The 22,470-nt window shown below is 65.8% G+C and carries 19 protein-coding genes; 6 read left to right on the forward strand and 13 right to left on the reverse strand.

The window, feature by feature from the left end; translation table 11 throughout:
* Nucleotides 1–635: 635 nt before the first annotated feature.
* The 12 genes from tyrS to argC form a co-directional block, all read right to left on the reverse strand.
* Nucleotides 636–1,922, reverse strand: coding sequence for a tyrosine--tRNA ligase (gene tyrS, locus AC51GR_RS24160; protein WP_496327201.1), 1,287 nt, complete (start codon nt 1,920–1,922; stop codon nt 636–638).
* A complete protein-coding gene (locus tag AC51GR_RS24165) occupies nt 1,919–2,593 on the reverse strand; it encodes a DNA-3-methyladenine glycosylase (RefSeq protein ID WP_496327202.1) in 675 nt (224 codons plus the stop codon). The genes tyrS and AC51GR_RS24165 overlap by 4 nt, the downstream gene beginning before the upstream one ends.
* A gap of 4 nt (nt 2,594–2,597) precedes the next feature.
* Nucleotides 2,598–2,837 carry a Trm112 family protein gene (locus AC51GR_RS24170; protein WP_495515920.1) on the reverse strand — a complete coding sequence of 80 codons (240 nt, stop codon included), beginning with the start codon at nt 2,835–2,837 and terminating at the stop codon, nt 2,598–2,600.
* Nucleotides 2,838–2,841: 4 nt separating this feature from the next.
* The gene (locus tag AC51GR_RS24175) at nt 2,842–5,808 is read right to left on the reverse strand and encodes an AMP-binding protein (RefSeq protein WP_496327203.1); all 2,967 of its coding nucleotides are present in this window, start codon (nt 5,806–5,808) and stop codon (nt 2,842–2,844) included.
* A gap of 111 nt (nt 5,809–5,919) precedes the next feature.
* Complete coding sequence (gene argH / locus AC51GR_RS24180) at nt 5,920–7,341, reverse strand: argininosuccinate lyase (protein WP_496327204.1); 1,422 nt, start codon at nt 7,339–7,341, stop codon at nt 5,920–5,922.
* Nucleotides 7,342–8,541: an argininosuccinate synthase gene (locus tag AC51GR_RS24185; protein WP_496327205.1), complete on the reverse strand. Its 1,200-nt coding sequence runs from the start codon at nt 8,539–8,541 to the stop codon at nt 7,342–7,344. It abuts the gene before it with no gap.
* Between the two features lie 90 nt (nt 8,542–8,631).
* Nucleotides 8,632–9,120, reverse strand: a complete 489-nt coding sequence (locus tag AC51GR_RS24190) for an arginine repressor (RefSeq protein WP_496327206.1) — start codon at nt 9,118–9,120, stop codon at nt 8,632–8,634.
* The gene (argF, locus tag AC51GR_RS24195) at nt 9,099–10,022 is read right to left on the reverse strand and encodes an ornithine carbamoyltransferase (RefSeq protein ID WP_496327207.1); all 924 of its coding nucleotides are present in this window, start codon (nt 10,020–10,022) and stop codon (nt 9,099–9,101) included. Before argF ends, AC51GR_RS24190 begins: the two co-directional genes overlap by 22 nt.
* The gene (locus AC51GR_RS24200) at nt 10,019–11,236 is read right to left on the reverse strand and encodes an acetylornithine transaminase (RefSeq protein ID WP_496327208.1); all 1,218 of its coding nucleotides are present in this window, start codon (nt 11,234–11,236) and stop codon (nt 10,019–10,021) included. The genes argF and AC51GR_RS24200 overlap by 4 nt, the downstream gene beginning before the upstream one ends.
* Nucleotides 11,233–12,168, reverse strand: a complete 936-nt coding sequence (gene argB, locus AC51GR_RS24205) for an acetylglutamate kinase (RefSeq protein WP_496327209.1) — start codon at nt 12,166–12,168, stop codon at nt 11,233–11,235. The genes AC51GR_RS24200 and argB overlap by 4 nt, the downstream gene beginning before the upstream one ends.
* 29 nt (nt 12,169–12,197) lie before the next feature.
* On the reverse strand, nt 12,198–13,385 hold the full coding sequence (gene argJ / locus AC51GR_RS24210; RefSeq protein ID WP_496327279.1) for a bifunctional glutamate N-acetyltransferase/amino-acid acetyltransferase ArgJ: 1,188 nt from the start codon (nt 13,383–13,385) through the stop codon (nt 12,198–12,200).
* 101 nt (nt 13,386–13,486) lie between these two features.
* Nucleotides 13,487–14,524 (reverse strand): N-acetyl-gamma-glutamyl-phosphate reductase, encoded by a 1,038-nt coding sequence (gene argC / locus AC51GR_RS24215; protein WP_496327210.1) that lies wholly within the window; start codon nt 14,522–14,524, stop codon nt 13,487–13,489.
* Nucleotides 14,525–14,617: 93 nt separating this feature from the next.
* Between argC and AC51GR_RS24220 the strand changes: the two genes are divergently transcribed.
* Together AC51GR_RS24220 and AC51GR_RS24225 are read left to right on the forward strand one after the other, a co-directional pair.
* Nucleotides 14,618–15,334, forward strand: coding sequence for an ABC transporter ATP-binding protein (locus AC51GR_RS24220; RefSeq protein WP_496327211.1), 717 nt, complete (start codon nt 14,618–14,620; stop codon nt 15,332–15,334).
* Complete coding sequence (locus AC51GR_RS24225; protein ID WP_496327212.1) at nt 15,334–16,089, forward strand: ABC transporter permease; 756 nt, start codon at nt 15,334–15,336, stop codon at nt 16,087–16,089. Before AC51GR_RS24220 ends, AC51GR_RS24225 begins: the two co-directional genes overlap by 1 nt.
* A gap of 11 nt (nt 16,090–16,100) precedes the next feature.
* On the opposite strand, the gene AC51GR_RS24230 is transcribed toward AC51GR_RS24225, so the two are convergent.
* Nucleotides 16,101–17,648 (reverse strand): PucR family transcriptional regulator, encoded by a 1,548-nt coding sequence (locus AC51GR_RS24230; RefSeq protein ID WP_496327213.1) that lies wholly within the window; start codon nt 17,646–17,648, stop codon nt 16,101–16,103.
* Between the two features lie 221 nt (nt 17,649–17,869).
* Between AC51GR_RS24230 and AC51GR_RS24235 the strand changes: the two genes are divergently transcribed.
* Genes AC51GR_RS24235 through AC51GR_RS24250 form a run of 4 tightly spaced genes read left to right on the forward strand, consistent with a single transcriptional unit; the run spans nt 17,870 to nt 22,426 of the window.
* A complete protein-coding gene (locus AC51GR_RS24235) occupies nt 17,870–18,679 on the forward strand; it encodes an ABC transporter ATP-binding protein (protein WP_496327214.1) in 810 nt (269 codons plus the stop codon).
* Complete coding sequence (gene add / locus AC51GR_RS24240) at nt 18,676–19,746, forward strand: adenosine deaminase (RefSeq protein WP_496327215.1); 1,071 nt, start codon at nt 18,676–18,678, stop codon at nt 19,744–19,746. The genes AC51GR_RS24235 and add overlap by 4 nt, the downstream gene beginning before the upstream one ends.
* Before the next feature lie 7 nt (nt 19,747–19,753).
* Complete coding sequence (locus AC51GR_RS24245; protein ID WP_496327216.1) at nt 19,754–21,343, forward strand: ABC transporter permease; 1,590 nt, start codon at nt 19,754–19,756, stop codon at nt 21,341–21,343.
* 54 nt (nt 21,344–21,397) lie between these two features.
* The gene (locus AC51GR_RS24250) at nt 21,398–22,426 is read left to right on the forward strand and encodes an ABC transporter substrate-binding protein (RefSeq protein ID WP_496327217.1); all 1,029 of its coding nucleotides are present in this window, start codon (nt 21,398–21,400) and stop codon (nt 22,424–22,426) included.
* The last annotated feature ends 44 nt before the right edge of the window (nt 22,427–22,470 follow it).

A 22,470-nucleotide genomic window follows, 5' to 3' on the forward strand; every position in this document is an offset into this window, starting at 1 on the left:
GTTTCAAAAAAATATGTCCTGAAGAGATTTCATAATCCCAACCAAACAAAAACTGACACCACCACAGGACTCAAAACCTGCGATGGGATCAAAAAATTATCTAACTAATGCCGGCACCACACATCCGCCAACCCGACCAAACCCCAGACTGGGATTTCGTCACCGTGACAGACATACAGCACCTAAATTGGCACTAACAATCCATCGACACACTATCGAGTTCTCAAAGAACACACCCGCACCGACTTCGACACTGTCTAGCAGCGCCATCCCGGAGGAGTAGTTATGTTATGTAGCTTAGAAGTTTCTGCGTCCCAGACTCTGTCCGGCGCAGGTCTCCCAACCTACCAGCTTCGAAACTCTCCTGCAACACGCTGGTAACCAGCTTGCGGCGTTCGGGTTTCTCAACCTCGTTCCACCCGCGCTTGAACGCTCCACTCGAAGGTGGATCTGATTCTCACTTGGGCGGTCTGCGTTGTTCCTTCAGGAAAAGACTTCCCTGTCGGTGTTCTCGGCTCCCGGCTTCTTGCTCTCCGGCGCCTCACTCGCTGACTTGAAGAAAGTTACGCGGTTGTCGGCAGTGCGTCAAATCGGCTGGTCAGAGGCTTTTGCGTTCCGAACCATCGAGCGACGACTCATCCGATCTTCGCGCCGGCCAGGTTCTTCTTGCCGCGACGCACCACGAGCCAGGCACCGTGGAGCAGATCGTCGCCCGCCGGCGTCCACTCGTCACTGGTGATCTTGACGTTGTTCACGTAGGCGCCGCCCTCGTTGATGGTCCGACGGGCAGCCTTGTTGCCTTCGGACAGCCCGGTCGCAACAAGCAGCTCGACGATCGTCGGGGTGGAGCCGGCCTCGAACTCGGCCACAGTGGTCTCCGACAACGCGGCAGCCAAGGTGCCTTCGTCCAGGCTGTCGAGCTCGGCCCGACCGAACAGCGCCTGACTGGCGGTCTGCACCGCATCAGTGTTGGCCTGCCCATGAACCAGGGTGGTCATCTCCTCGGCCAACCGTCGCTGAGCCGCCCGCAAATGCGGCGAATCAGCCGTGACCTGCTCGAGTTCCGCGATTTCCTCCCGACCCAGGAACGTGAACCACTTGAGGTAGCGGATGACGTCGGCGTCGGCGGTGTTCAGGAAGTACTGGTACCAGGCATACGGCGTGGTCATCTCCGGGTCGAGCCACAGGCTTCCGCCCCCGGTCGACTTACCGAATTTTTTTCCGTCGGACGAGGTGACCAGCGGCACCGTCATTGCGTGTACCGCGTGACCGTCCACCCGCCTGGTCAGGTCGACTCCGGCGATGATGTTGCCCCACTGATCCGATCCGCCGACCTGCAACGCGCAGCCGTACTCCCGGTGCAGCTGCAAATAGTCGTTGGCCTGCAACAACATGTAGCTGAACTCGGTGTAGCTCATCCCGTCGGATTCGAGACGGCGACGAACCGTCTCGCGGGCGAGCATCACATTCACGGAAAAGTGTTTGCCCAGGTCACGTAGGAAGTCGACGGCCGTCAGTTTGGCGGTCCAGTCCAGGTTGTTGACCACGATGGCGCCGTGGGGCGAGTCGTCGAAATCGACAAAACGCTCGAGCTGGCCCTTGATCCGACGGGCCGACTCGGCGACGGTCTCGGCGGATTGCATCGTCCGCTCCCCCACGTCACGGGGATCACCGATCAGCCCGGTGGCACCGCCGGCCAGCACGATCGGACGGTGACCTGCGCGTTGGAACCTCTTGAGCGTCAGCAGCGGTACCAGGTGCCCGGCATGAAGGCTCGGTGCGGTGGGGTCGAAGCCGGCATAGAGGGTGGTCAGCTCGGACAGCACTTTCCCCAACTCGTCGAGGTCCGTGCTCTGGGCGATGAGCCCACGCCAAGTCAGTTCGTCCAGGATGTCTGCCGGTGCGAGATTTGCTGCGGTCACGAAGTCGATCCTCCCCCATCGGCGACCGGTACCGACAGCCGGAGGGGTGCGGCCCGCCGGTACTTGGACACCGCGGGGCTGCGTTCGTCCCAGAGTCGCCACGGATGATCCTGTGCGGTACTCACTCCGACCCGGGGGCCATGTACGACGGCTGATGCCGGGATGCGCGGTCCGCGAAACAGACGCACCGGCGAGTCCGCGGTGCAGACAGCTGCCCCGTTGAAGCTCCGGTCGATCGCCATCGCAGACCCGACATTGCCTGGGCCACAAGCCAATTGATTGTCATTACGCGCGGTCGGCCGTCGGTTGCGGGCAACCTCGATACCGGCGACGACCTCGCCGGCACGCATCAGCACACCACCGCACTGCCCGACCGGGCCATAGGAGATGTTGCCGCACCAGTGGATGCCATACGAGCGGTAGACGTACAGGTGCCCGGCCTCGCCGAACATCACGACATTTCGGTCCGTCGGGCCGCGGTAACCGTGCGAGGCCGGATCCGGGTACGGGCTGCCCGGCGGACCGCCGTAGGCCTCGACCTCGACGATGCGCATCCGCACCGTCCCACCCGGGCCGTCGACCTCGAGGTAGGACCCGAGCAGACGGCGGGCGGCCTGCGCCGGCGTGGCAGTTGCCAACCGGCGGACATCGAACAGGACGGGCGCGGACAAACGATCAGTCGGCGACGGGGCCGGTTGTCGCTGTCGCGCGCGAGAGAAGTTGCTCATGCTCGTCGTCGTCGACGTCACGGGCGTCGTCGATCAGCAACGCGGGAATTCCGTCATCGATCCGGTAGGCCCGGCGCAGGCGTGGGTTGTACATCTGCTCGTTGCCGATGACCAGCAAGGGACCGTGATCTTGTGGGCAGGCCAGCAAGGTCAACAACAAGGGACTCAATCCGGCTTCGTGTGACACGGCGTCAACGGTACCCGGGACCCGGTTCCCACCCGCGTTGGTGGGCGATCGCCTTGGTGAGTCTGCGGTATCGGCCTCCCTCGTCGCGGTACCAGACCGACGCACCGGCGGCCGGAATCCCGGCGGCCCGGAGCGCCGATGCCTGCGGTCGGAACGAAGGGGTCAGATCGATGTGGTCGAGGATCGAGATGATGTGGGGACGCTGCGCAGGCGTCAGGCCGGCCAGCGCCAAACGCAGTGCGGATCCGGTCGGTGAACCGGTACCGTCCTGCTTGGAGACCGCAGCGATCGCGATCTCGTCCCCCGGTTCCCCCAACTTGTAGACAACCGCGTGTTTGACCTGGACCAGACGGGACAAGCCGTCCACGATCGGCTGTGGGTAGATGTATCCGTCGGCCGAATCGACCACGGCGCAGGCGTGCCCCATGAACCAGAAGTCGCCGTCGGCGTCGCGGCGGAACATGTGCTCCGACAGCTGCCACCGGTCGCCCACCGCGAACACATCACGGAGCACCGTGGCACCGACTTCGTACTGCTGCTGACCTTTTGACATCATCACGCCGACCTCGTCGACCCGCGCTTCGCGCACGAAACCGGTGTCATCGGTGATCAGGCGTCCCTCGGACAGATCAAATGCGGCGACCGCGACATCGTTGACACCGGGTACCGGACGGCCGGACGAACCCACCTTCGTACCGGTCACGTTCGCCAGGATCGCCGACCCGTCGCCGGTCGCGAAGAACTCCAGAACCCGGGCCCGCGGGAACTTCTCGTTCACGTCCTCCCACAGTCCCGCAGACATTCCCGAACCCATGAACAGCCGGATCGTGTTGTGGTCGGAGATGGTGAAGTCGTCCGAGCCGATGATGTCCTGGAGCATCGACCACGTGTACGAGACGACGGTGATCCCGTACCGGGAGATCTCTGCGGCAAACGTATCCGGGTCGAGCCCGGCGGACAGGGCGATGCGGGCGCCGCCGGCAACGGTGCCACCGAGAGCTGTCAGGAGTCCGGACGCATGGTGGAGCGGCGTCAGGCAGTACACGGTGTCGTTGCCGCTGAGCGCGGCCGCAGAGGCGGCGCCGAACGCCGACAACGCCCACCGATGGTTGGTCACCGGCCATCTCTCGAGGTTGTCGCCGTTCTTGCTGAACAGCACAAACGCGAGATCTCCCGCGCGCCCGGGATCGGGCCGATACCAGGAGGGCACCTCCACCGACTCCGGATCGATCTGTTCCATGTCGATGATGCGCTCGCCGTCGGCCTGCGCGAGTGTCCGCTCATCACCGCCACCGAGTACCAGCACCCGGTCGGCCACCGCGGCGACCTCGTCGAGGTTGGTCGGATCGGTCATGACCAGCGAGCAATCCCCCAGCCGCAGCGACAACTCGAGGTCGGCGCCCGCGGACAACATCACCGCGACCGCTCCGAGCCGCGACAATGCGGCAATGGCCACCAGCGCGCTCGGACGGGTCGGCATCCGCACGCCGACATGTTCGCCGGGCCGGACCCCACAAGAGATGAGTCCGCGGACCACATTGTCGATCCGGTCGTTGACCTGGCGATGACTCAGGACGCGGTCCTCGAACAGGAACAACTCCTGTCTGCCGTTGCGGCGCGCGTTCTCGTTCATCAACTTGCCGAGTGAAATGGTTGTGCGGGACTGGATCTGACCGAGTCTGACCAGTCGGGGCAACACCCGCAGCGATTCGCGCCGCACCGCATCGGCGGTCCGACCGACCGAGATGGCCGCACCGACGATGTCGCGTCCGGTGTCGGCACCGACCCCGGCGGCCGACCCGAGCCCATGGGCAACCCGGGACGAGAAGCTGACACCGGTCCCCCGGCCCTGGTCGACGTCGTCGCGCATCTTCTCGATGGCTTCGGGCTGATCCCCCGATCCATCGATCCAGCGGATCCACTGCGCCGATGTCGGCCAGGTCCGTGAGCCTGCGGTCGATCCGACGACCAGCCCGAAATGCCCTACCGGCAATGACGATTCATAGACCTGCGCCATCGGTGAGGCTCGCAGGATGCCGCGGACCGCCACCGGTTGCCCGATGTCGTCGGCCTCGCCCACGAACGCCAGCACCGGGCAGGTGATCTCGGCGAGCGTGACCGCCTGATCGTTGATCACGAACCCACCGCCGACGAGCCGATTGTGGACCACGAACTGGCGCAGCAACTCTGCCACCGCGGGTCCGGACCACGCCACCCAGCCGTCGACCTCGATGAACCGTCGTGAATCCTCGCGCGGCAGCAACGCTTCCCGGTCGTGGAGTTGGCGCAGGAAATCGATCCGGCTCCGGGCGGCCTTCACCGGGTCGACGAGCTGAAAACCGGTGCGGGCCAGCCACCCCGGGATCGCGATACGGTTGAACACGTTGTCGGCCAGGAACTGTGCGCCGGGTGTCACCAGCGCCGCGGGCAGGCCCAGGGGAAGCGCGCCCAGCACATCCACCGGGCTGCCATAGGTGACGATGCTCGCGATGCCCGCCGAACGCCGGTAGGCCGCAGCCTGATAGCAGAACATGCCGCCCTGCGAGTACCCCGCCAGGTGCACGTCCTTGCCGGTCACCGCGCACACGCGGTCGATGATCTCGTCGATTGCCACGATGTGGTCCGCCAGCGTGCGGCGCATGCCCCCGGCGACCTTGTCGGGTGAACCGAAGTCGACGACCCACGGGTCGAGTCCGGCCCGGTGCAGGATGCTCACCGCTCCGTTGTCGGTGGTGACGTCATAGACGTTCGCCGACACCATCATCGGCGGGACCAGCACGACCGGCGGACCCTGCGCCACATCGTCCGGGAAGTACCGACGGAGCCGGTACATCGGGACGGTCTCCTCCACCCGGAACGGAGCGGGCCGGGTCCCGGTTTCGAGACTGCCGTACCGGATGACCTCTAGCCCGTTCTGCGCCGTGGCCACAACGCGATCAAGGGATTCCTTGATGTTGGGAACGCCTCGCACAAAACCCCCCTCAGAACCGCAGCCAAGTATTGGAGACTGCCGTCACATGCTACCCGGCGTCGTGGCCTGCGCCCCCCGGTCGAGCATCCCTGCCGTCACTTCCCCCCGAACTCAGAAGTTGCGGTGCGCTGCCGCCTTCTCCGCCAGTCGCTGCAACTGCTCGGCGACCCGCACACCGGCCGTACCGCCGAGTGCGTCACGGGAAGCGATCGAGCCCGCCACCGTGAGGACCTCGCGAACATCGGGGGTCAACGCCGGATTGATCGCCGCGAACTGCTCATCGGTCAGATCAGCAAGTCCGACACCACGTTCCTCGGCGGCCCGCACGCAGGCACCGGCGACTTCGTGGGCGACCCGGAACGGCACACCGGCCCGGACGAGCCACTCCGCGATATCGGTCGCGAGGGTGAATCCGGCCGGAGCGAGCTCCGCCATCCGCTCCTCGTGGAATGTCAGCGTGCCCACCAGACCCGCGATCGCCGGCAACAGCAACTGCAACTGGGCAACGGAGTCGAAGACCGGTTCCTTGTCCTCCTGCAGGTCGCGGTTGTACGCGAGCGGTTGCGCCTTGAGGGTGGCCAGCAACCCGGTGAGGTTGCCGATCATCCGGCCCGACTTGCCTCGCGTGAGCTCGGAGACGTCCGGGTTCTTCTTCTGCGGCATGATCGAACTACCGGTCGACCATTCGTCGGCAAGAGTGATGTAGCCGAATTCCGGTGTGCTCCAGAGGATCACCTCTTCGGCCATCCGAGACAGGTCGACACCGATGAGCGCGAACACGAAGGCCGCCTCGGCCGCGAAGTCCCGCGAGGACGTGGCGTCGATGGAGTTCTCGGCCGCGCTGTCGAACCCGAGGTCTTCGGCGATCGCGGCGGGGTCCAGCCCGAGCGACGATCCGGCCAACGCACCCGAACCGTACGGGGAGACCGCAGCACGCTTGTCGAAGTCCTTGAGTCGCTCGACATCCCGCAACAACGGGTGCGCGTGGGCCAGCAGATGATGGGCCAACAGGACCGGCTGTGCTGCCTGTAGATGTGTCTTGCCGGGCATCACCGCATCGGGATGGGCCTTTGCCTGGGCGATCAGCGCATCGACCACGTCGAGCACGCCGGCGGCAACCTGACGGACCGCGTCCCGCAACCACATGCGGAACAGCGTTGCCACCTGATCGTTGCGTGAACGACCGGCCCGCAGCCGTCCGCCGACCTCCGGACCGACCCGCTCGATCAGGCCGCGCTCGAGGGCGCCATGGACGTCCTCATCGGACTGCGCCGGACCGAACGCACCGGACCGGACGTCGTCGGCCAGCCGGGAAAGCCCTTCCTGCATCGTGGCCAGGTCGTCGTCCGACAACAGTCCGGCCTTGTGCAGGATCCGGGCGTGCGCCTGCGACGCCCGGATGTCGTACGGAGCCAGCACCCAGTCGAAGTGGGTCGACTTGCTCAGGGCCGCCATGGCGTCGGCCGGTCCGGCTGCGAACCGGCCGCCCCACAGCGAACCCTCGTTGGTCCCGGAACCTGAAGACGGGGTCATCTACAGGCCCAGGTCCCGCTTCGCGGCGATCTTCGAGGACAGGCCGTGCAGGTGAACGAATCCCTTGGCGGCCGACTGATCGAAGGTGTCGCCCTCGTCGTACGTGGCGAGGTTGAAGTCGTACAGCGATTCACCGCTGCGTCGCCCGGTGACCGCGATGTGGCCGCCGTGCAGGTCGAGCCGGATGTCACCGGAGACGTGCTGCTGGGTGTGATCGACAAACGCTTCGAGCGAGGCCTTCAGCGGCGAGAACCACAGACCGTCGTAGACCAGCTCGGCCCACTTCTGATCGGTGTGGCGCTTGTAGCGGCCCAGCTCGCGTTCGAGGGTGACGTGCTCGAGCTCCTCGTGCGCACGGATCAGGACCATGGCGCCGGGCGCCTCGTAGATCTCGCGGCTCTTGATGCCGACCAACCGGTCCTCGACGACGTCGAGACGACCGACGCCGTGTGCACCGGCGCGACGATTGAGTTCGACAATCGCCTCGAGCACGCTGACCGGTCGGCCGTCGATGGCCACCGGGCGGCCCTTGTCGAAGCTGATGATGACCTCGTCGGGAGCCTGCCAGTGCGTGGTCGGGTCCTCGGTGTACGAGTAGACGTCCTTGGTCGGCGCGTTCCACAGATCCTCGAGGAAACCGGTCTCCACCGCGCGACCCCAGACGTTCTGGTCGATCGAAAAAGGAGACTTCTTCGACACGTTGATCGGGATGCCGTTCTCCTCGGCGAACGCGATCGCCTTCTCCCGGGTCCAGGCGTAGTCGCGGACCGGTGCGATGACGTCGAGTTCGGGCGCCAACGACGCGAAACCGACCTCGAAGCGCACCTGGTCGTTGCCCTTACCGGTGCAGCCGTGGGCGACGATCGTGCCGCCGTGATCACGTGCGGCGGTGACCAGATGCTTGACGATCAGCGGCCGCGAGATCGCCGACACCAGCGGGTACCGGTCCATGTACAGCGCGTTGCTGGTGATGGTCGGCAGGCAGTACTCGTCCGCGAACTCGTCCCGGGCGTCGACCACCACCGACTCGACAGCGCCACAATCGATGGCTCGCTGACGAACCACCTCCATGTCCTCGCCGCCCTGACCGAGGTCGATGGCAACGGCCACGACCTCCTTCCCGGTCTCTTTACCGATCCAGCTGATGGCCACCGAGGTGTCCAGGCCGCCCGAGTACGCGAGGATTACGCGCTCCGCCATGAGGGGGTCACTCCTTGTTTTTTGTCTTGATTGTGAAGTCTTGATGTTCGGATAACGTGTGCGCGGTGGTACACGGCCATGGTCAGAATCTCATGCCAGGGCCTCCAGCATTTCGGCCAGGTCTGCTCCGGTCATGGGTTCTCGGGCGAGTACGAACAAAGTGTCGTCTCCGGCAATGGTTCCGACCACCTCCGGAAGGGTCGCCCGGTCCAGTGCGCTGGCGAGATAGTGCGCCCCACCCGGCGGGGTCCGCAGCACCGCCATCGTGCCGCTGGAGTCGACCGAGACCAATAGCTCGCCGAGCAGCCGGGACAGGCGATCGGTGCCGCCGGTGACGCCGCGAACCGGCGACCCGTCCTCCGGCACGACGTAGATACCCGATCCACCGTCGGCCCCGCGCAGTTTCACCGCACCGAGCTCGTCGAGGTCCCGCGACAGCGTCGCCTGGGTGGCCTCGATGCCTTCGTCCGCCAGCAGCGTCTGCAACTCGGTCTGGCTGTGCACCTGCGCACCGGAGAGCAGTGCCACGATCCGGGCGTGACGTCCCGCCCGGGTGGTCACCGTTGTCCCAGAAGCCACGAGAGCACCGCTTTCTGTGCGTGCAAACGGTTTTCGGCCTCGTCGTAGACCACACTGCGCGGGCCGTCGAGGACCTCGTCGGTGATCTCTTCCCCGCGGTGGGCGGGCAGACAGTGCATGACGATGGCCTCGGGGTCGGCGAGCGCGACCAGTTCGGCGTTGATCTGGTACGGCCAGAACGGCGCCACCCGGTCTTTGCCGTCGTCCTCCTGGCCCATCGACGTCCAGGTGTCGGTGACCAGGACATCGGCCCCGGCGGCGGCTTCGCGGGGATCACCGATGACGGACACGCTGCCACCGGTCAGTGCGGCGCGTTCGGTGGCGTAGCCGACGAACCTCTCGTCCGGGGTGAATCCCTGCGGTGCACTGACCCGGATGTGCATACCGGCGGTGGCGCCGCCGAGCATCAGCGAGTGGGCCATGTTGTTGGCACCGTCACCGAGGTAGGTCAGCGTCAACCCGGCCAGTGTGCCCTTGTGCTCGGCGATCGTCTGCAGGTCCGCCAGCACTTGGCAGGGATGGAAGTCGTCCGAGAGCGCGTTGACGATCGGGACCGTCGCCGCCGACGCCATCTCCTCGAGCCGGTCCTGGCCGTAGGTCCGCCAGACCACGGCCTCGACGTACCGGGACAGCACCCGTCCGGTGTCGGCGAGTGTCTCCTCGCGGCCGAGCTGGGTGGCCTTGCCATCGACGACGACGGCGTGACCCCCGAGTTGCGCGATGCCCATCTCGAACGAGAACCGGGTCCGGGTGGAGTTCTTGTCGAAGATGACACCGACACCCCTGGGGCCGGCAAGTGGCTTGTGGGCGAAGGGATCCCGCTTCATCTCGGCGGCGAGTTCGAGCACGCGGGCCTGCTCGTCCGGCGACAGGTCGTCGTCGCGCAGGAAGTGGCGGGTCATGACGCAGCCCCTTTCGCGGCGTCGAGCATCTCCGGGAGGTCGTTCACGAACGCGGTTGCCTGCTCCTCGGTGAGGATCAGCGGCGGGGCGAGTCGCAGCACGTCCGGACCCGGGGCGTTGATGAGATAACCATGGTCGCGAGCCACCGCCTCGACGGCCGGAGCTATCGGCTCGGTCAGCACGATGCCGATCAGCAGACCCGAGCCGCGCGAGTGGTCGATGATCCGGTGACCGAGCTCTTCGATCGACGACGTGATGTGCTTGCCCAGTCGCGCAGCATGATTGGTCAGATCGAGGGTGTCGACCTGTTCGAGTACGGCCAGAGCCGCTGTGGCGCAGACCGGGTTGCCGCCGAACGTGGTCCCGTGTTGTCCGGGCTGGAACAGATCGGCAGCTACGCCGGTGGCCACCACGGCACCGATCGGCATACCACCACCGAGGCCCTTGGCCAACGTCATCACGTCCGGGGTGACTCCGGACGCCTGATGCGCATAAAACGTTCCGGTACGGGCGATTCCGGTCTGGACCTCGTCGAAGATCAGGAGTGCGCCGTGCTCGACGGTCAACGCCCGGACCGCGGCCAGGTAGTCCACCGGCGGCACGATCACACCGCTCTCCCCCATGATGGGTTCGAGGATGACCGCTGCGGTCTGCGGCCCGATCGCGGCCTTCATCGCCTCGAGGTCGCCGTAGGGAACGTGGCGCACCCCGGCCGGCATCGGCTCGAACGGTTCCCGCTTGGCAGGCTGACCGGTCATCGCGAGCGCGCCCATGGTCCGGCCGTGAAAGGCCTTCTCGGCAGCGATGATCTCGGGCCGGCCGGTCAGGCGCGCGATCTTGAACGCGGCCTCGTTGGCCTCGGCGCCGGAGTTGCAGAAGAACGCCTTGCCCTGCACACCCCACCTCGACAACAACGACTCGGCCAGCTTGACGACCGGTTCGGTGAGATAGAGATTCGACGTGTGTCCGAGCGTGGAGAGTTGCTCGGTGACCGCATCGATGATCGCCGGATTACCGTGCCCGAGGATGTTCACCGCGATGCCACCGAGGAGGTCGAGGTACTCGCGACCATCGACGCCGGTCACCACCGCACCCTTGCCCGAGCGCAGCGCCACCTTCGGGGTGCCGTAGTTGTTCATCATCGAAGCCGTCCACCGCTCCTGCAGTGCGACAGTCGGATCGGTCTGCTGACTGACATCGGCTTGCTTGGTCATGATTTGTCCTCGATAGGTGGCTGCCGGCCGTAGGCGGCCGGGACCGCATGGTCGGCCTCGGGCACGACCATGGTGCCGTTGCCTTCGGCGGTGAACAGTTCGAGCAGTGTCGAATGCGGTGTGCGGCCGTCGATCACGTGTGCACGGGGCACTCCCCCGGCCACCGCGCGCAGGCAGGCCTCCATCTTCGGCACCATCCCGGCATCGAGGGTCGGCAGCAATTCGGCCAATGTGGTCGTGTTGATCTCCGACACCAGCGATCCGCGATCGGGCCAGTTGGTGTAGAGGCCTTCGACATCCGTGAGGACGACGAGCTTCTCGGCACCGAGCGCCTGGGCCAGCGCTGCCGCGGCGGTGTCGGCGTTGATGTTGTGGACCACGCCGTCGGCGTCGGGCGCGATGGTGGAGACAACCGGAATGCGCCCGGCCGCAATGAGATCGGTGACCGCTCCCGGATTGACGGTGGTGACATCGCCGACGAGACCGATGTCGGTCGCCGCGCCGTCGACCATCACCGAACGCCGGGTCGCGGTGAACAGGTGTGCGTCTTCACCGGAGATACCGACCGCATACGGTCCGTGGGCGTTGATCAGGCCGACGAGTTCGCGACCGACCTGTCCGAACAGGACCATCCGGGCAACATCCATCACCTCGGGCGTGGTCACCCGGAAGCCGCCCTTGAACTCACCGGTCATCCCGAGTCGGGCGAGCATGGCCGAGATCTGCGGACCGCCGCCGTGCACCACGACGGGATGAATCCCGCAGGTACGCAGGAACACCATGTCTTCGGCAAACGCCGCCTTGAGGTCTTCGTCGACCATCGCGTTGCCGCCGTACTTGACGACGATGATCTTGCCGGCGAACCGCTTCAGCCAGGGCAGCGCCTCACCGAGCACATGCGCCTTGTCCAGGGCGCTCAGTGTCTCCGTCACGGGTCGAGCTCCGCTCCGCTGCGTCTCCGTCATGACGAATAGGCCGAGTTCTCTTCGACGTAGGCGTGGGAGAGGTCGGTGGTCCGGATGAACGCCGTCCCCGAACCGATGCCGAGGTCGACGGTGAGGTCGATGTCGATGCCGGACAGGTCGGCGTCGCGCGCACCTTCCACGCCCATGCCGTTCTCGCAGACCGGATGGTCGTTGAACCGCACCGAGATCCGATCGGGGTCCAGTTCCACCGGAGCCATGCCGACCGCGGCCAGCACCCGGCCCCAGTTGGGATCCGAACCGAACAGCGCCGTCTTGACCAGGCTGTCGCGGGCGATCGTGCGAGCGGCGGCCAGCGCATCGGCATCGCTCGCCGCACCGGTCACGGTCACCACAACCCGCTTGGTGACGCCCTCGGCGTCGGCCTGCATCTGGACGGCGAGGTCATCACAGACCAGCCGGACGGCCTCGTTGAGCGCGGACTGATCCGGCGTCTTCTCGCTGGCACCCGAACTCAGCAGCAGCACGGTGTCATTGGTGGAACACGAACCATCGACGTCCAGACGGTCGAACGTCAGCGCGGTGGCCGCCCGCAGCGCTTCGTCCAACTGCGCGGCCGATACCGCGGCGTCGGTGGTGATCACACAGAGCATCGTGGCCAGCGACGGCGCCATCATTCCCGCGCCCTTGGCCATGCCGCCGACATTCCAGCCATCACTGTGGTGGAAGGCCGCTTGTTTGGGCACGGTGTCGGTGGTCATGATCGCGTATGCGGCGTCGGTGCCACCGGTCAGGCCGCCGCCCATCTCGTGAACGATCTCGGTGACGCCGGCGAGCACCTTGTCCATCGGAAGGCGATCGCCGATCAAACCCGTGGAACAGATCGCAACTTCGATGGCACCGGTCTCGGTGCCCCAATCGCTGATCGCCGCTGCGGTCGCTTCGGCGGTGGCATGGGCATCCTGGAATCCACCCGGACCGGTGCAGGCATTGGCGCCGCCCGAGTTGAGGACCACTGCGCGCAGCCGTCCGGTGCTCAAGACCTGCTGGCTCCACAACACCGGGGCAGCCTTGACCTTGTTGGAGGTGAACACTCCGGCCGCCGCATAGTCGGGACCCTCGTTGAAGACCAGCGCCAGATCTTCCCTGCCGCTGGCCTTGATCCCGGCCTTGATGCCCGCCGCCCGGAAACCCAGCGGTGCGGTCACACCCTGCAGGTTCGTCATGCGGTGTCCACCGTCGACGTCGCGCCAGTTCGCGGTCACATCCACCACCTCGTCACCGGTTCCATCTGCCCCGCTTGCAGCCACATCGTCACTGCCCTTGTTCACGGTGCCACTCCCACGGTGCTCAGTCCTTCGGTTTCGCCCCATCCCAGGGCCAGATTCATCGATTGCACGGCACCGCCACCGGTGCCCTTGGTCAGATTGTCGATTGCGCCGACCGCGATCAGGGTGCCCGACCGCTCGTCGACGCCGACACTGAGCTGCACCGCATTCGACCCGATCACCGAGCCGGTGGCCGGCTGACGGCCCTCCGGCAGCACGGTCACGAACGGTTCATCGGCGTATGCCTTCTCGTAGATCGCCCGCGCCTGCGCCGACGTCGCCGACGTCGGTGCGGTGCAGGTCGCCAGGATTCCGCGGGCCATCGGCGCCAGTACCGGCGTGAACGAGACACTGACCGGGGCGTTGGCCACCGCCGACAGGTTCTGGATGATCTCCGGGGTGTGCCGGTGAGCGCCGCCGACGCCGTACGCGCGGGCCGAACCGATCACCTCGGCGGCGAGCAGGTCGACCTTCGGCGACCGCCCGGCGCCAGAGGCACCGCTGACCGCGACGATGGTGATCTGCGGGGCGATGATGCCTGCGGCGACCGCAGGCAGCAGCGCGAGCGTGCTCACGGTCGGATAACAACCGGGCACCGCGATCCGGTTGGCACCGGAGAGGACATCACGGTTCCCGGGCAGCTCCGGGAGTCCATATGGCCAGCTACCGGCGTGGGTACCGCCGTAATACCGCTCCCACTCCGCCGGATCCTGTAGCCGGAAGTCGGCTCCGCAGTCGATCACCAGGGTGGCAGGCGGCAACGCATCTGCGACGGGCCCGGAGGTTCCGTGCGGCAGGCCCAGGAAGACGACGTCGTGCCCGGAGAGGATCTCGGTGGTCGTCTCCGACAACTCCCGATCCGCCAGCGGCAACAGGTGGGGATGGTGCTCCCCCAGCAACGAACCGGCATTCGATCCGGCCGTCAGGGCACCGATCTGCAGCTCTCCTGTTGCATATTTCGGATGACCGAGAAGCAGACGAAGAATCTCGCCACCTGCATACCCGCTTGCGCCGGCTACTGCGACTGTGACACTCATATGATTCATTATGCACCCCACCGTAAGTTAATTCACAAGCGGGTCCCTGCGCTTCACCGGCGGACCGGGTGCGCGACGCGGTAAGACTGAACGGTGACCCCGTCCGCAGCGATCATCGCGCAGTCGCTTGTGGTCAAGCGAGGCGGCAAACCGGTCCTGCACCACCTGGATCTCACGGTACCCGCGGGATCCATCACCGGGCTTCTCGGTCCGTCGGGCTGCGGCAAGACCACCCTGATGCGCGCCATCGTCGGCACCCAGCAGATCGAATCCGGCTCGGTGACCGTCCTCGAGCAGCCGGCCGGCACCGCGGCGCTGCGACATCTGGTCGGCTACGTCACGCAGGCCCCGTCGGTTTACACCGACCTGACCGTCGAGCAGAACGTGGCGTACTTCGCCGACCTCTACGGCAACCGGGCCGGCGTGGGCAGCGCCATCGACGCGGTCGGTCTGAACGAGTTCCGCACGCACAAGACGCGGCACCTGTCGGGCGGTCAGGTCAGTCGCGTCTCGATCGCCTGCGCACTGGTCGGCTCCCCGACGCTGCTGATCCTCGACGAGCCGACCGTGGGCCTCGATCCGATCCTGCGTGAAGACCTGTGGAACCGTTTTCACGCGCTGGCCGATGCCGGTGCGACCTTGCTGGTGTCGAGTCACGTGATGGACGAGGCAGACCGCTGCGACAACCTGATCCTGATGCGGGAGGGACGGATGGTCGCCGAACTGACACCGGACGAGCTCCGAGAACGCACCGGCCAAACCAACCTGGAAACCGCATTCCTTCGGCTGATCACCAAGGGATCGCGCTGATGCACCGGCGTCCGTTCGTGTCCACCACGCGACGCATCCTCCGGCAACTGCTGGACGACCGCCGCACCGTCGCGCTGATCCTCGTGGTGCCGTGCGTCCTGATGGTGTTGCTGTACTACATGTTCGAGGACCAGCCCGGCCGGATCCCGGGGACCTCACGCTTCGACGAGATCGGGATCATCATGCTCGGCATCCTGCCGTTCGTGTTGATGTTCATCACCACGTCGATCGCCATGGTCCGGGAACGCACGTCCGGCACGCTTGAACGCCTACTGACCACACCGCTGGGCAAACTCGACCTGCTCGCCGGGTACGGGGCCGCCTTTTCCATCGCCGCCGCGGCGCAAGCACTGCTCGCCAGTGCCGTGGCCTTCTGGATCCTCGACCTCGACATCGCCGGCCATGCCATCTGGGTGGTCGTGATCGCCGTACTGGTCGCGATCCTCGGGGTGGCATCGGGACTGTTCTTCTCGGCATTCGCCCGCACCGAATTTCAGGCCGTGCAGTTCATCCCGGTGGTGGTCATACCCCAGCTCCTGCTGTGCGGACTGTTCGTGCCACGCGATCAGATGGCTTCCTGGCTCGACTGGATCAGCAGGATCCTGCCGGTCACCTATGCCGTCGACGCACTGCAGCAGGTCGCGGCGCACCCTGGACCCACCGGCCAGATGTGGCGCGATCTGCTTGTGGTGCTCGCCTTTTCGATCGTCGCCCTGTGCCTGGGTGCGGCCACCCTGCGTCGCACCACGGCCTGAGGCCGCGCCCCTCACTCGGCAATACTGAGCGCAAGGACGAAATCGACCCTGTCGTGCAGCGTCGCCAGACTTCGCTCGGTCAGTTTCTCGACCCGCTGCAGCCGATATCGCAACGTGTTGACGTGGATGTGCAGCCGTTCGGCGCTGCGGCTCCACGACCCCGACTCCTCGAGAAACACCTGCAGTGTGGGAAGCAGGTCGGTCCGGTGCCGTTCGTCGTGTTCGGCGATGACGCCGACCAGCCGTCGCCGGAAGACCCGCTTGATCTCCTCCGGCACCGCAGCCACCAGCAGCAGATGCGACGACAGGGAATTGTTGTCCGCGAACCTGATCGGTCCACTGCCCTGAGTCGCGTACCGGTGGGTGTACTCGGCCTCGCTCATCGACACCCGGGCACCTTCGGGCAGCTGCCCGGGGGTACCCGTGCCGATGGCCACGTACCCACGATCCAGCAGCGGACTGAGCCGCTGCGCGATCGAACGAACCTGCGCGGAAAGGCTGTTCGCCGCCTCGGACGTCAGCTCCGGATCGACGCCGACGAACATCAGGAATGCCTCTGAAGGCAGTTTCACCGGAGCAGTCGACAGCGGCATCTCGTCGTGCAATTCCTCGAGGATGACACCGGCCAATTCGGTTCCGTAGCGGGTGTCCCGAGAACTCACCACGATGCAACTGACCGGTGCGTCGCCGTCGAAGCCCAGACTCCGGAACTGGCTGTGGGCGCCGGCCGAGTCATGCCGCTGCAATCGGGCCAGCACCTCCCGGACCATGCGCTCCTCGAGCCGCCGCGATTCATATCTGGTGGACCGGTCCATCGCGAGCAGTGCACAGACCTCCTCGACCGCGGCGGACATCCATGGCGCCTGGGTGCGGTGGTCACTTGCGATGGCCACATAGGCGACAGCCGGGCGCCGGGCCACCGGCGATCCGACCGCGAAGAAGGAGACGTCCTCCTGATCGCCGACACGCTGGGCCGAGGGGAACGTCCACTCGTTCAGCGCCTTTCGGAAGGCGTCGGCCAACTGGGCAGGTCCGGTTCCGGTCAGCCCACCGGCCACCATTCGACCCGTCGCGGTGATCACCGCACAATCGACACCCAACGCCCGGCGAAGCGAGGCGACCAATCCACTCGGCCCCTCCCCGGATGCGAGATCCGCCACCAGATCGCGGTGCAGCGTCAGCTTTCCCGCCGCGCCGGCGAGCACCCGCATCACGGTTTCGGTCAGGAAGCGGAAGGACACGGCGCCCTCGACCGCGAACAGCGCCAGCCCCGCCTCTTCGCAGGCCCGGACCAGAGGTGGCGGCACCTCACCGATCGCGGCCAGACCCACCACCAGAGCAGTGGCATGACCACCGGTCAAGGCGCCCACAAAGGTCTGGGCGTCGGCCGGTTCCCGGTACCACAGCCCACTGGTCAGCACCAGTTCCCCGCCATAGAGGAACGCCAATGGATCTCCGAGATCGGTGGTGTAGACACCGTGGACCTGAGGATCGCCCTCGCCGGCCACCACCTCGATGAAATCGAGATCGGGAATGGTCGCTATATCCGACAACCGCACCGCTCAACCCCTTTCGGCACCGACATGTGATCAGTACCTCAGCGGACGCCAACGAGTTGTTACGCCCAGGAAACCACTTTAAATCAGCTTGGAGATTCCTACTACTCGGCGCGACTCGAGGCCCACCGTTTTCGGTGAATCGTCCATGTCGGGGCGCGCGTGCGTGGACTTGACTGTTGACACAGCCCACGCGCCGCCATCAGGTACACAGAGGAGAAGTCATGAACGCTCGAAGTCCCGAAACGGGTTTTCGCGCAACCGGTATCGACCTCGCAGGAGTGTCGAAGCGGTTCACGATGAAGCGGCAGCAGGTGACCGCTCTCGACAATGTGAGCCTGCAGACCGACCGGGGAAGCTTCGTCTCCCTGCTCGGGCCGTCTGGCTGTGGCAAGTCGACCATCCTGCGCCTGCTCGCCGACCTCGAGTCCCCCACCAGCGGATCGATCCTGGTCGACGGCCGGACACCGAACGAGCTTCGTAACGAACACATTCTGGGTGTGGCGTTCCAGGATTCGGCGCTGCTTCCCTGGCGCAGCGTCGAGGCCAACATCCGCGTTCCGCTCGAAGCCGCCGGAAAGCCGGTGTCACACAAAGAGGTCAGCGATCTGATCAAACTCGTCGGACTGGACGGTTTCGAAGGCGCCAAGCCCGGCCAGCTCTCCGGCGGTATGCGGCAGCGGGTGTCGATCGCACGCGCGCTCATCCTCAAACCCATGGTCCTGTTGCTCGACGAACCGTTCGGTGCGCTCGACGACATGACCCGGCAACGCCTCAACACCGAACTCATGCGCATCTGGACCGAACGGCCGTCCACCACACTGATGGTCACCCACGGCATCTCCGAGGCGATCTACCTCTCCGATCGGGTGGCCGTGATGTCGGCGCGCCCGGGCCGGATCCAGCAGGTGATCGACATCGACCTGCCCCGTCCCCGAAAGCCGGAGATCATGCGGAGTCCGGAGTTCCGGAGTTACGTCGAACAGGCATCCGACCTCCTGTTCGCACCACCGGCGGAGTCGGTGCAACGATGACCACAGCAACCACGCCCCTGACCGCCGGTGTGATGCGCCGGCTGCCCAAAGCCGAAGTCCACGTTCACCTCGAGGGCTGCTTCGACGTCGCCGACCTCGTCCAGTCCGCGCGCGAACTCGGCGTCGGCCTACCGGGACCGGCCGCAACACTTTTCGACACCTCCACCCATCACGTCGAGCGTGATCCGCAGGGTGCTGCCGTCAAGGGCATGGGCGTCGGCACCTTTCTGCAGTTCCTGGACTGGGAGGGATCACTGGTCCGGACCCATGAACACCTCGCGAGCGCCGCGTACCGCGCCTGCGCACGAGAGAGCGCCTCGGGTGTCCGGTACGCGGACATCATCGTCAACCCCACCCACTGGGGTAGCTGGCAGGGACGGCTGACCGACTTCACCCGAGCCATCGCCGAGGGTTTCGACGAAGCCGCCCGCGACGGCCTGTGCGAGGCCAACCTCTGCGTCTCCCTGTTGCGTCAGCAGTCCGGAGAGTCGGCGATCGAGGTGGTCGAAGAGATGATCCGCGCGCGTGTCCCCCGGGTTGTCGCACTCTCGATCGACGGCGATGAAACCCATGCCGGCGACACCAACGCGAAGTTCGCACCCGCCTTCACCCTCGCCCGCGACGCCGGATTCCGGCGCACGGTGCATACCGGCGAATCCAGTGGCCCGGAAAGCGTCTGGGGCGCACTGGATCTGCTCCACGCCGAACGGATCGACCACGGGGTCCGGTCCATCGAGGACCCACGACTGGTCGAGGTACTCGCCGAACGTGAGATCCCGCTGGGGATGTGCCCCCGCTCCAACGTCGAAGGACTGAAGGTGTATCCATCGTTGGACGTACATCCCATCGAGCCACTGCGTCTGGCCGGGGTCAAGGTCTCGATCAACACCGATGACCCGGCGCCGATGAGTGTTCGGATCGAGGATGACTACGCCGACTGTGCGCGCACATTCGGCTGGGATCTCGCCACGGTGAAATCCATCGCCGCGACGTCGATCCACGCCAGTTTCGCATCCGACGAGCTCAAGTCCCGCATGCTCGCCGACCTCGACGCTTTCGAAGGCTGAGGCCCACATGTCGACAACCCTGACCGCGCCGATCCCGCCGCGTCTGAACCTGACCGGCCTCCTGGCGAAGGTGAACGTACTAGCCCTCGGCAGCGTCATCGCCCTGGTCGTCGTATGGCAACTGCTCGCAAAGACGGTCTTCAGTGATGTCTACGCCATCGCCGCGCCCCTGGACATCTTGGCCACCGCAATCGACGACTTCGCTTTCGTCTGGCCGAACCTGCTGACCACCGCCGGCGAGGCGGGCTGGGGATGGTTGCTCGGAAACGCGATCGCCGTGACACTCGCGGGATTGTCACTACTCCTGCCGTGGACCCAGGCCATCGTGATGAGAGTCGGCGTGGTCGCGTATTGCCTTCCCATCGTCGCCATTTCGCCGATCCTGGTCGCGGTCACGACCCGATACATGTCGGTCGTGCTCATCTCCGCGCAAGGCGTTTTCTTCACCACGCTGGTCGGGGCCGTCCTCGGTCTGCACAGTGCATCGGCCACCCGGGTGGACGTCATCCGGGCGGCGGGTGGTGGACGCGGAAAAGTCCTGCGGATGGTCCAGATCCGGTCGGCCGTACCGGCCCTGTTCGCCGCGCTCCGCGTCGCCGCACCCCTGGCGGTCCTCGGCGCGATGATCGGTGAGTATCTGGGCGCGGACAAGGGACTCGGCGTCGCGATGGTCTACTCGCAGCAGTCACTCGACGTCGACCGCACCTGGGCCCTGGCGCTGTACGCCGCCCTGCTCGCCGCCGGTGCCTACGGGCTGACCGTGCTCGCCGAGAAACTCGTCTACACGTGGCGGGATCAGGAGACCGTCTCCGATATCTCGGTGGCCTCCGCGCCTCAGGTGACCAAGTCCCGAAACATGATGGGCGTCGTATCGCAGTTCGCGGTGACTTTGGTGCTGGTCTTGGGTGGCTGGTACCTGATCGCGCGATCGGTCGACCCCTACTTCGGGAAGACACCGGTGGATGTCTGGAACTACCTGACCTCCGGCCGAGATCTGTCGGACATGTGGGCGGCGTTGCGGCTCACCATCGTCCACACGGTGGTCGGATTCGCCAGCGGCCTGGGACTGGCGCTGATCGGCGCCGTTGTCGTCGTCCTGTCCCGCACCGCGGAGTCGATCATCATGCCGATCGCCATGTCGATCCGCACCGTCCCGCTCGTGGCGATGACCCCATTGATCGCGCTGATCTTCGGGCGCGGGTTCATCACCTTGATCGTGGTGTCCGGCGTCGTGACGTTCTTTCCGGCACTGGTGACGATCGTCGGCGGTATCCGGTCCGTCCCGCCCAGCGCCCGCGAGGTGGTGTCGGTTTCCGGCGGCGGTCCGGTGAAAGTGCTGTGGATAGTCCAGCTTCCGGCCGCCCTGCCGTCGTTCTTTGCCGCCGCACGCGTCACCGCACCGCTGGCGATGACCGGTGCACTCCTGTGCGAGTGGCTCGCCACCGGGGACGGAGCCGGCTTCATGATGCTCAGAGCCGGTGTGAGCGGCAACTATTCACTGATGTGGACACTGGTTGCCCTTGTCACCCTGTCCGCGGCAGCGCTCTACGGGATCGCGGCACTGGCCGAGAGCGCCATCAATCGCATTCGAACCTGATCCCTCCCACATCTTCTCGACCACGGTCAACCCTCTCGCAACCAGGAGTTCCCCATGCCGTTTTCACCTTTGTCCGCACCGATCAGCCGCCGGTCACTCTTCCGCGGCGGTCTCGGTATCGGCGCCACCGCTCTCGTCGGTATCCCGATCCTCAGTGCCTGCGGGTCGGATTCCACATCGCCGGGCGACGGCAGCGTCTCGGCCCAAACCGGCTGGGTACCAACGGTCGAGCAAGCCGGAACCTATATCGCCGCGAGCAACGGCTACTTCACGTCCCGGGGCGTCGACGTCAACATCCTCGCCGGCGGACCCAACACGGCTGTGGACACGGTGGTCGTGTCGGGCAAGGCGGCACTCGGGAACGGCTACGCGGACGCGGTGGCCGAGATGATCAACAACGGCGCGGACGTCAAGATCATCGCGACCCGTTTCCAGCGCAGTCCGTTCTGTGTGTACTCACTCCAGGACAAGGCCCTGACCGAACCGAAGCAGATGGTCGGCAAGAAGATCGGCGTCGCGGCGCAGAACGAGGCGCCGTTCCGCGTCCTGTGCGCGATCAACGACATCGACGTCGACGATCTGGACATCGTGCCGGTGCAGTTCGACCCGGCGCCGACCGCGAACGGTGAGGTCGACGCACAGGTCGGCTTCCTCATCGACCAGCCGGCCACGCTGCGGGCCCAAGGCCTCGACGTCAACACGATGTTTTTCTCGGACTTCGGTTACCAGGCCTTCTCGAGCGTCTGGTTCGCCACCACGGAAACCATCGAGAACCGGTCCGACATGCTCGTCTCGTTCCTCGGCGGCGAGCGGCAGGGCTGGCAGGAAAATCTCGAGGACCCGGCGCTCGGCGCCCGGCTCGCCGTGGAGGTGTACGGCAAGAACACCGGCCTGGACCTCGCCCAGCAGACCCTCGCCTCGGAAAGCATCGAGGCACTGATGGTCAGTCAAGAGGTTCCCGCGGCCGACCTCCTGACGATGACCGACGCCCAGATCGCCGGCAATATCGCCACACTCAAGTCTGCCGGAATCGACATCTCCGCCGATCAGCTGTTCGACACCAGCATCTTGGCCCGGTTGTGAGTTTCGACCACCGCCCCGGCCGGGAGATCACCGGCGAGCGCATC

This window comes from Williamsia sp. z71, from assembly GCF_059553375.1.

Bases quoted from the DNA above. Each gene is read 5' to 3' on its own strand.
- AC51GR_RS24235 (WP_496327214.1), top strand. From the start codon at position 17,870: ATGAACGCTCGAAGTCCCGAAACGGGTTTTCGCGCAACCGGTATCGAC.
- AC51GR_RS24225 (WP_496327212.1), top strand. From the start codon at position 15,334: ATGCACCGGCGTCCGTTCGTGTCCACCACGCGACGCATCCTCCGGCAA.
- AC51GR_RS24200 (WP_496327208.1), bottom strand. From the start codon at position 11,236: ATGACCAAGCAAGCCGATGTCAGTCAGCAGACCGATCCGACTGTCGCA.
- AC51GR_RS24185 (WP_496327205.1), bottom strand. From the start codon at position 8,541: ATGGCGGAGCGCGTAATCCTCGCGTACTCGGGCGGCCTGGACACCTCG.
- add (WP_496327215.1), top strand. From the start codon at position 18,676: ATGACCACAGCAACCACGCCCCTGACCGCCGGTGTGATGCGCCGGCTG.
- argH (WP_496327204.1), bottom strand. From the start codon at position 7,341: ATGACCCCGTCTTCAGGTTCCGGGACCAACGAGGGTTCGCTGTGGGGC.
- argC (WP_496327210.1), bottom strand. From the start codon at position 14,524: ATGAGTGTCACAGTCGCAGTAGCCGGCGCAAGCGGGTATGCAGGTGGC.
- argF (WP_496327207.1), bottom strand. From the start codon at position 10,022: ATGACCCGCCACTTCCTGCGCGACGACGACCTGTCGCCGGACGAGCAG.
- argJ (WP_496327279.1), bottom strand. From the start codon at position 13,385: ATGACGAACCTGCAGGGTGTGACCGCACCGCTGGGTTTCCGGGCGGCG.
- AC51GR_RS24245 (WP_496327216.1), top strand. From the start codon at position 19,754: ATGTCGACAACCCTGACCGCGCCGATCCCGCCGCGTCTGAACCTGACC.
- AC51GR_RS24250 (WP_496327217.1), top strand. From the start codon at position 21,398: ATGCCGTTTTCACCTTTGTCCGCACCGATCAGCCGCCGGTCACTCTTC.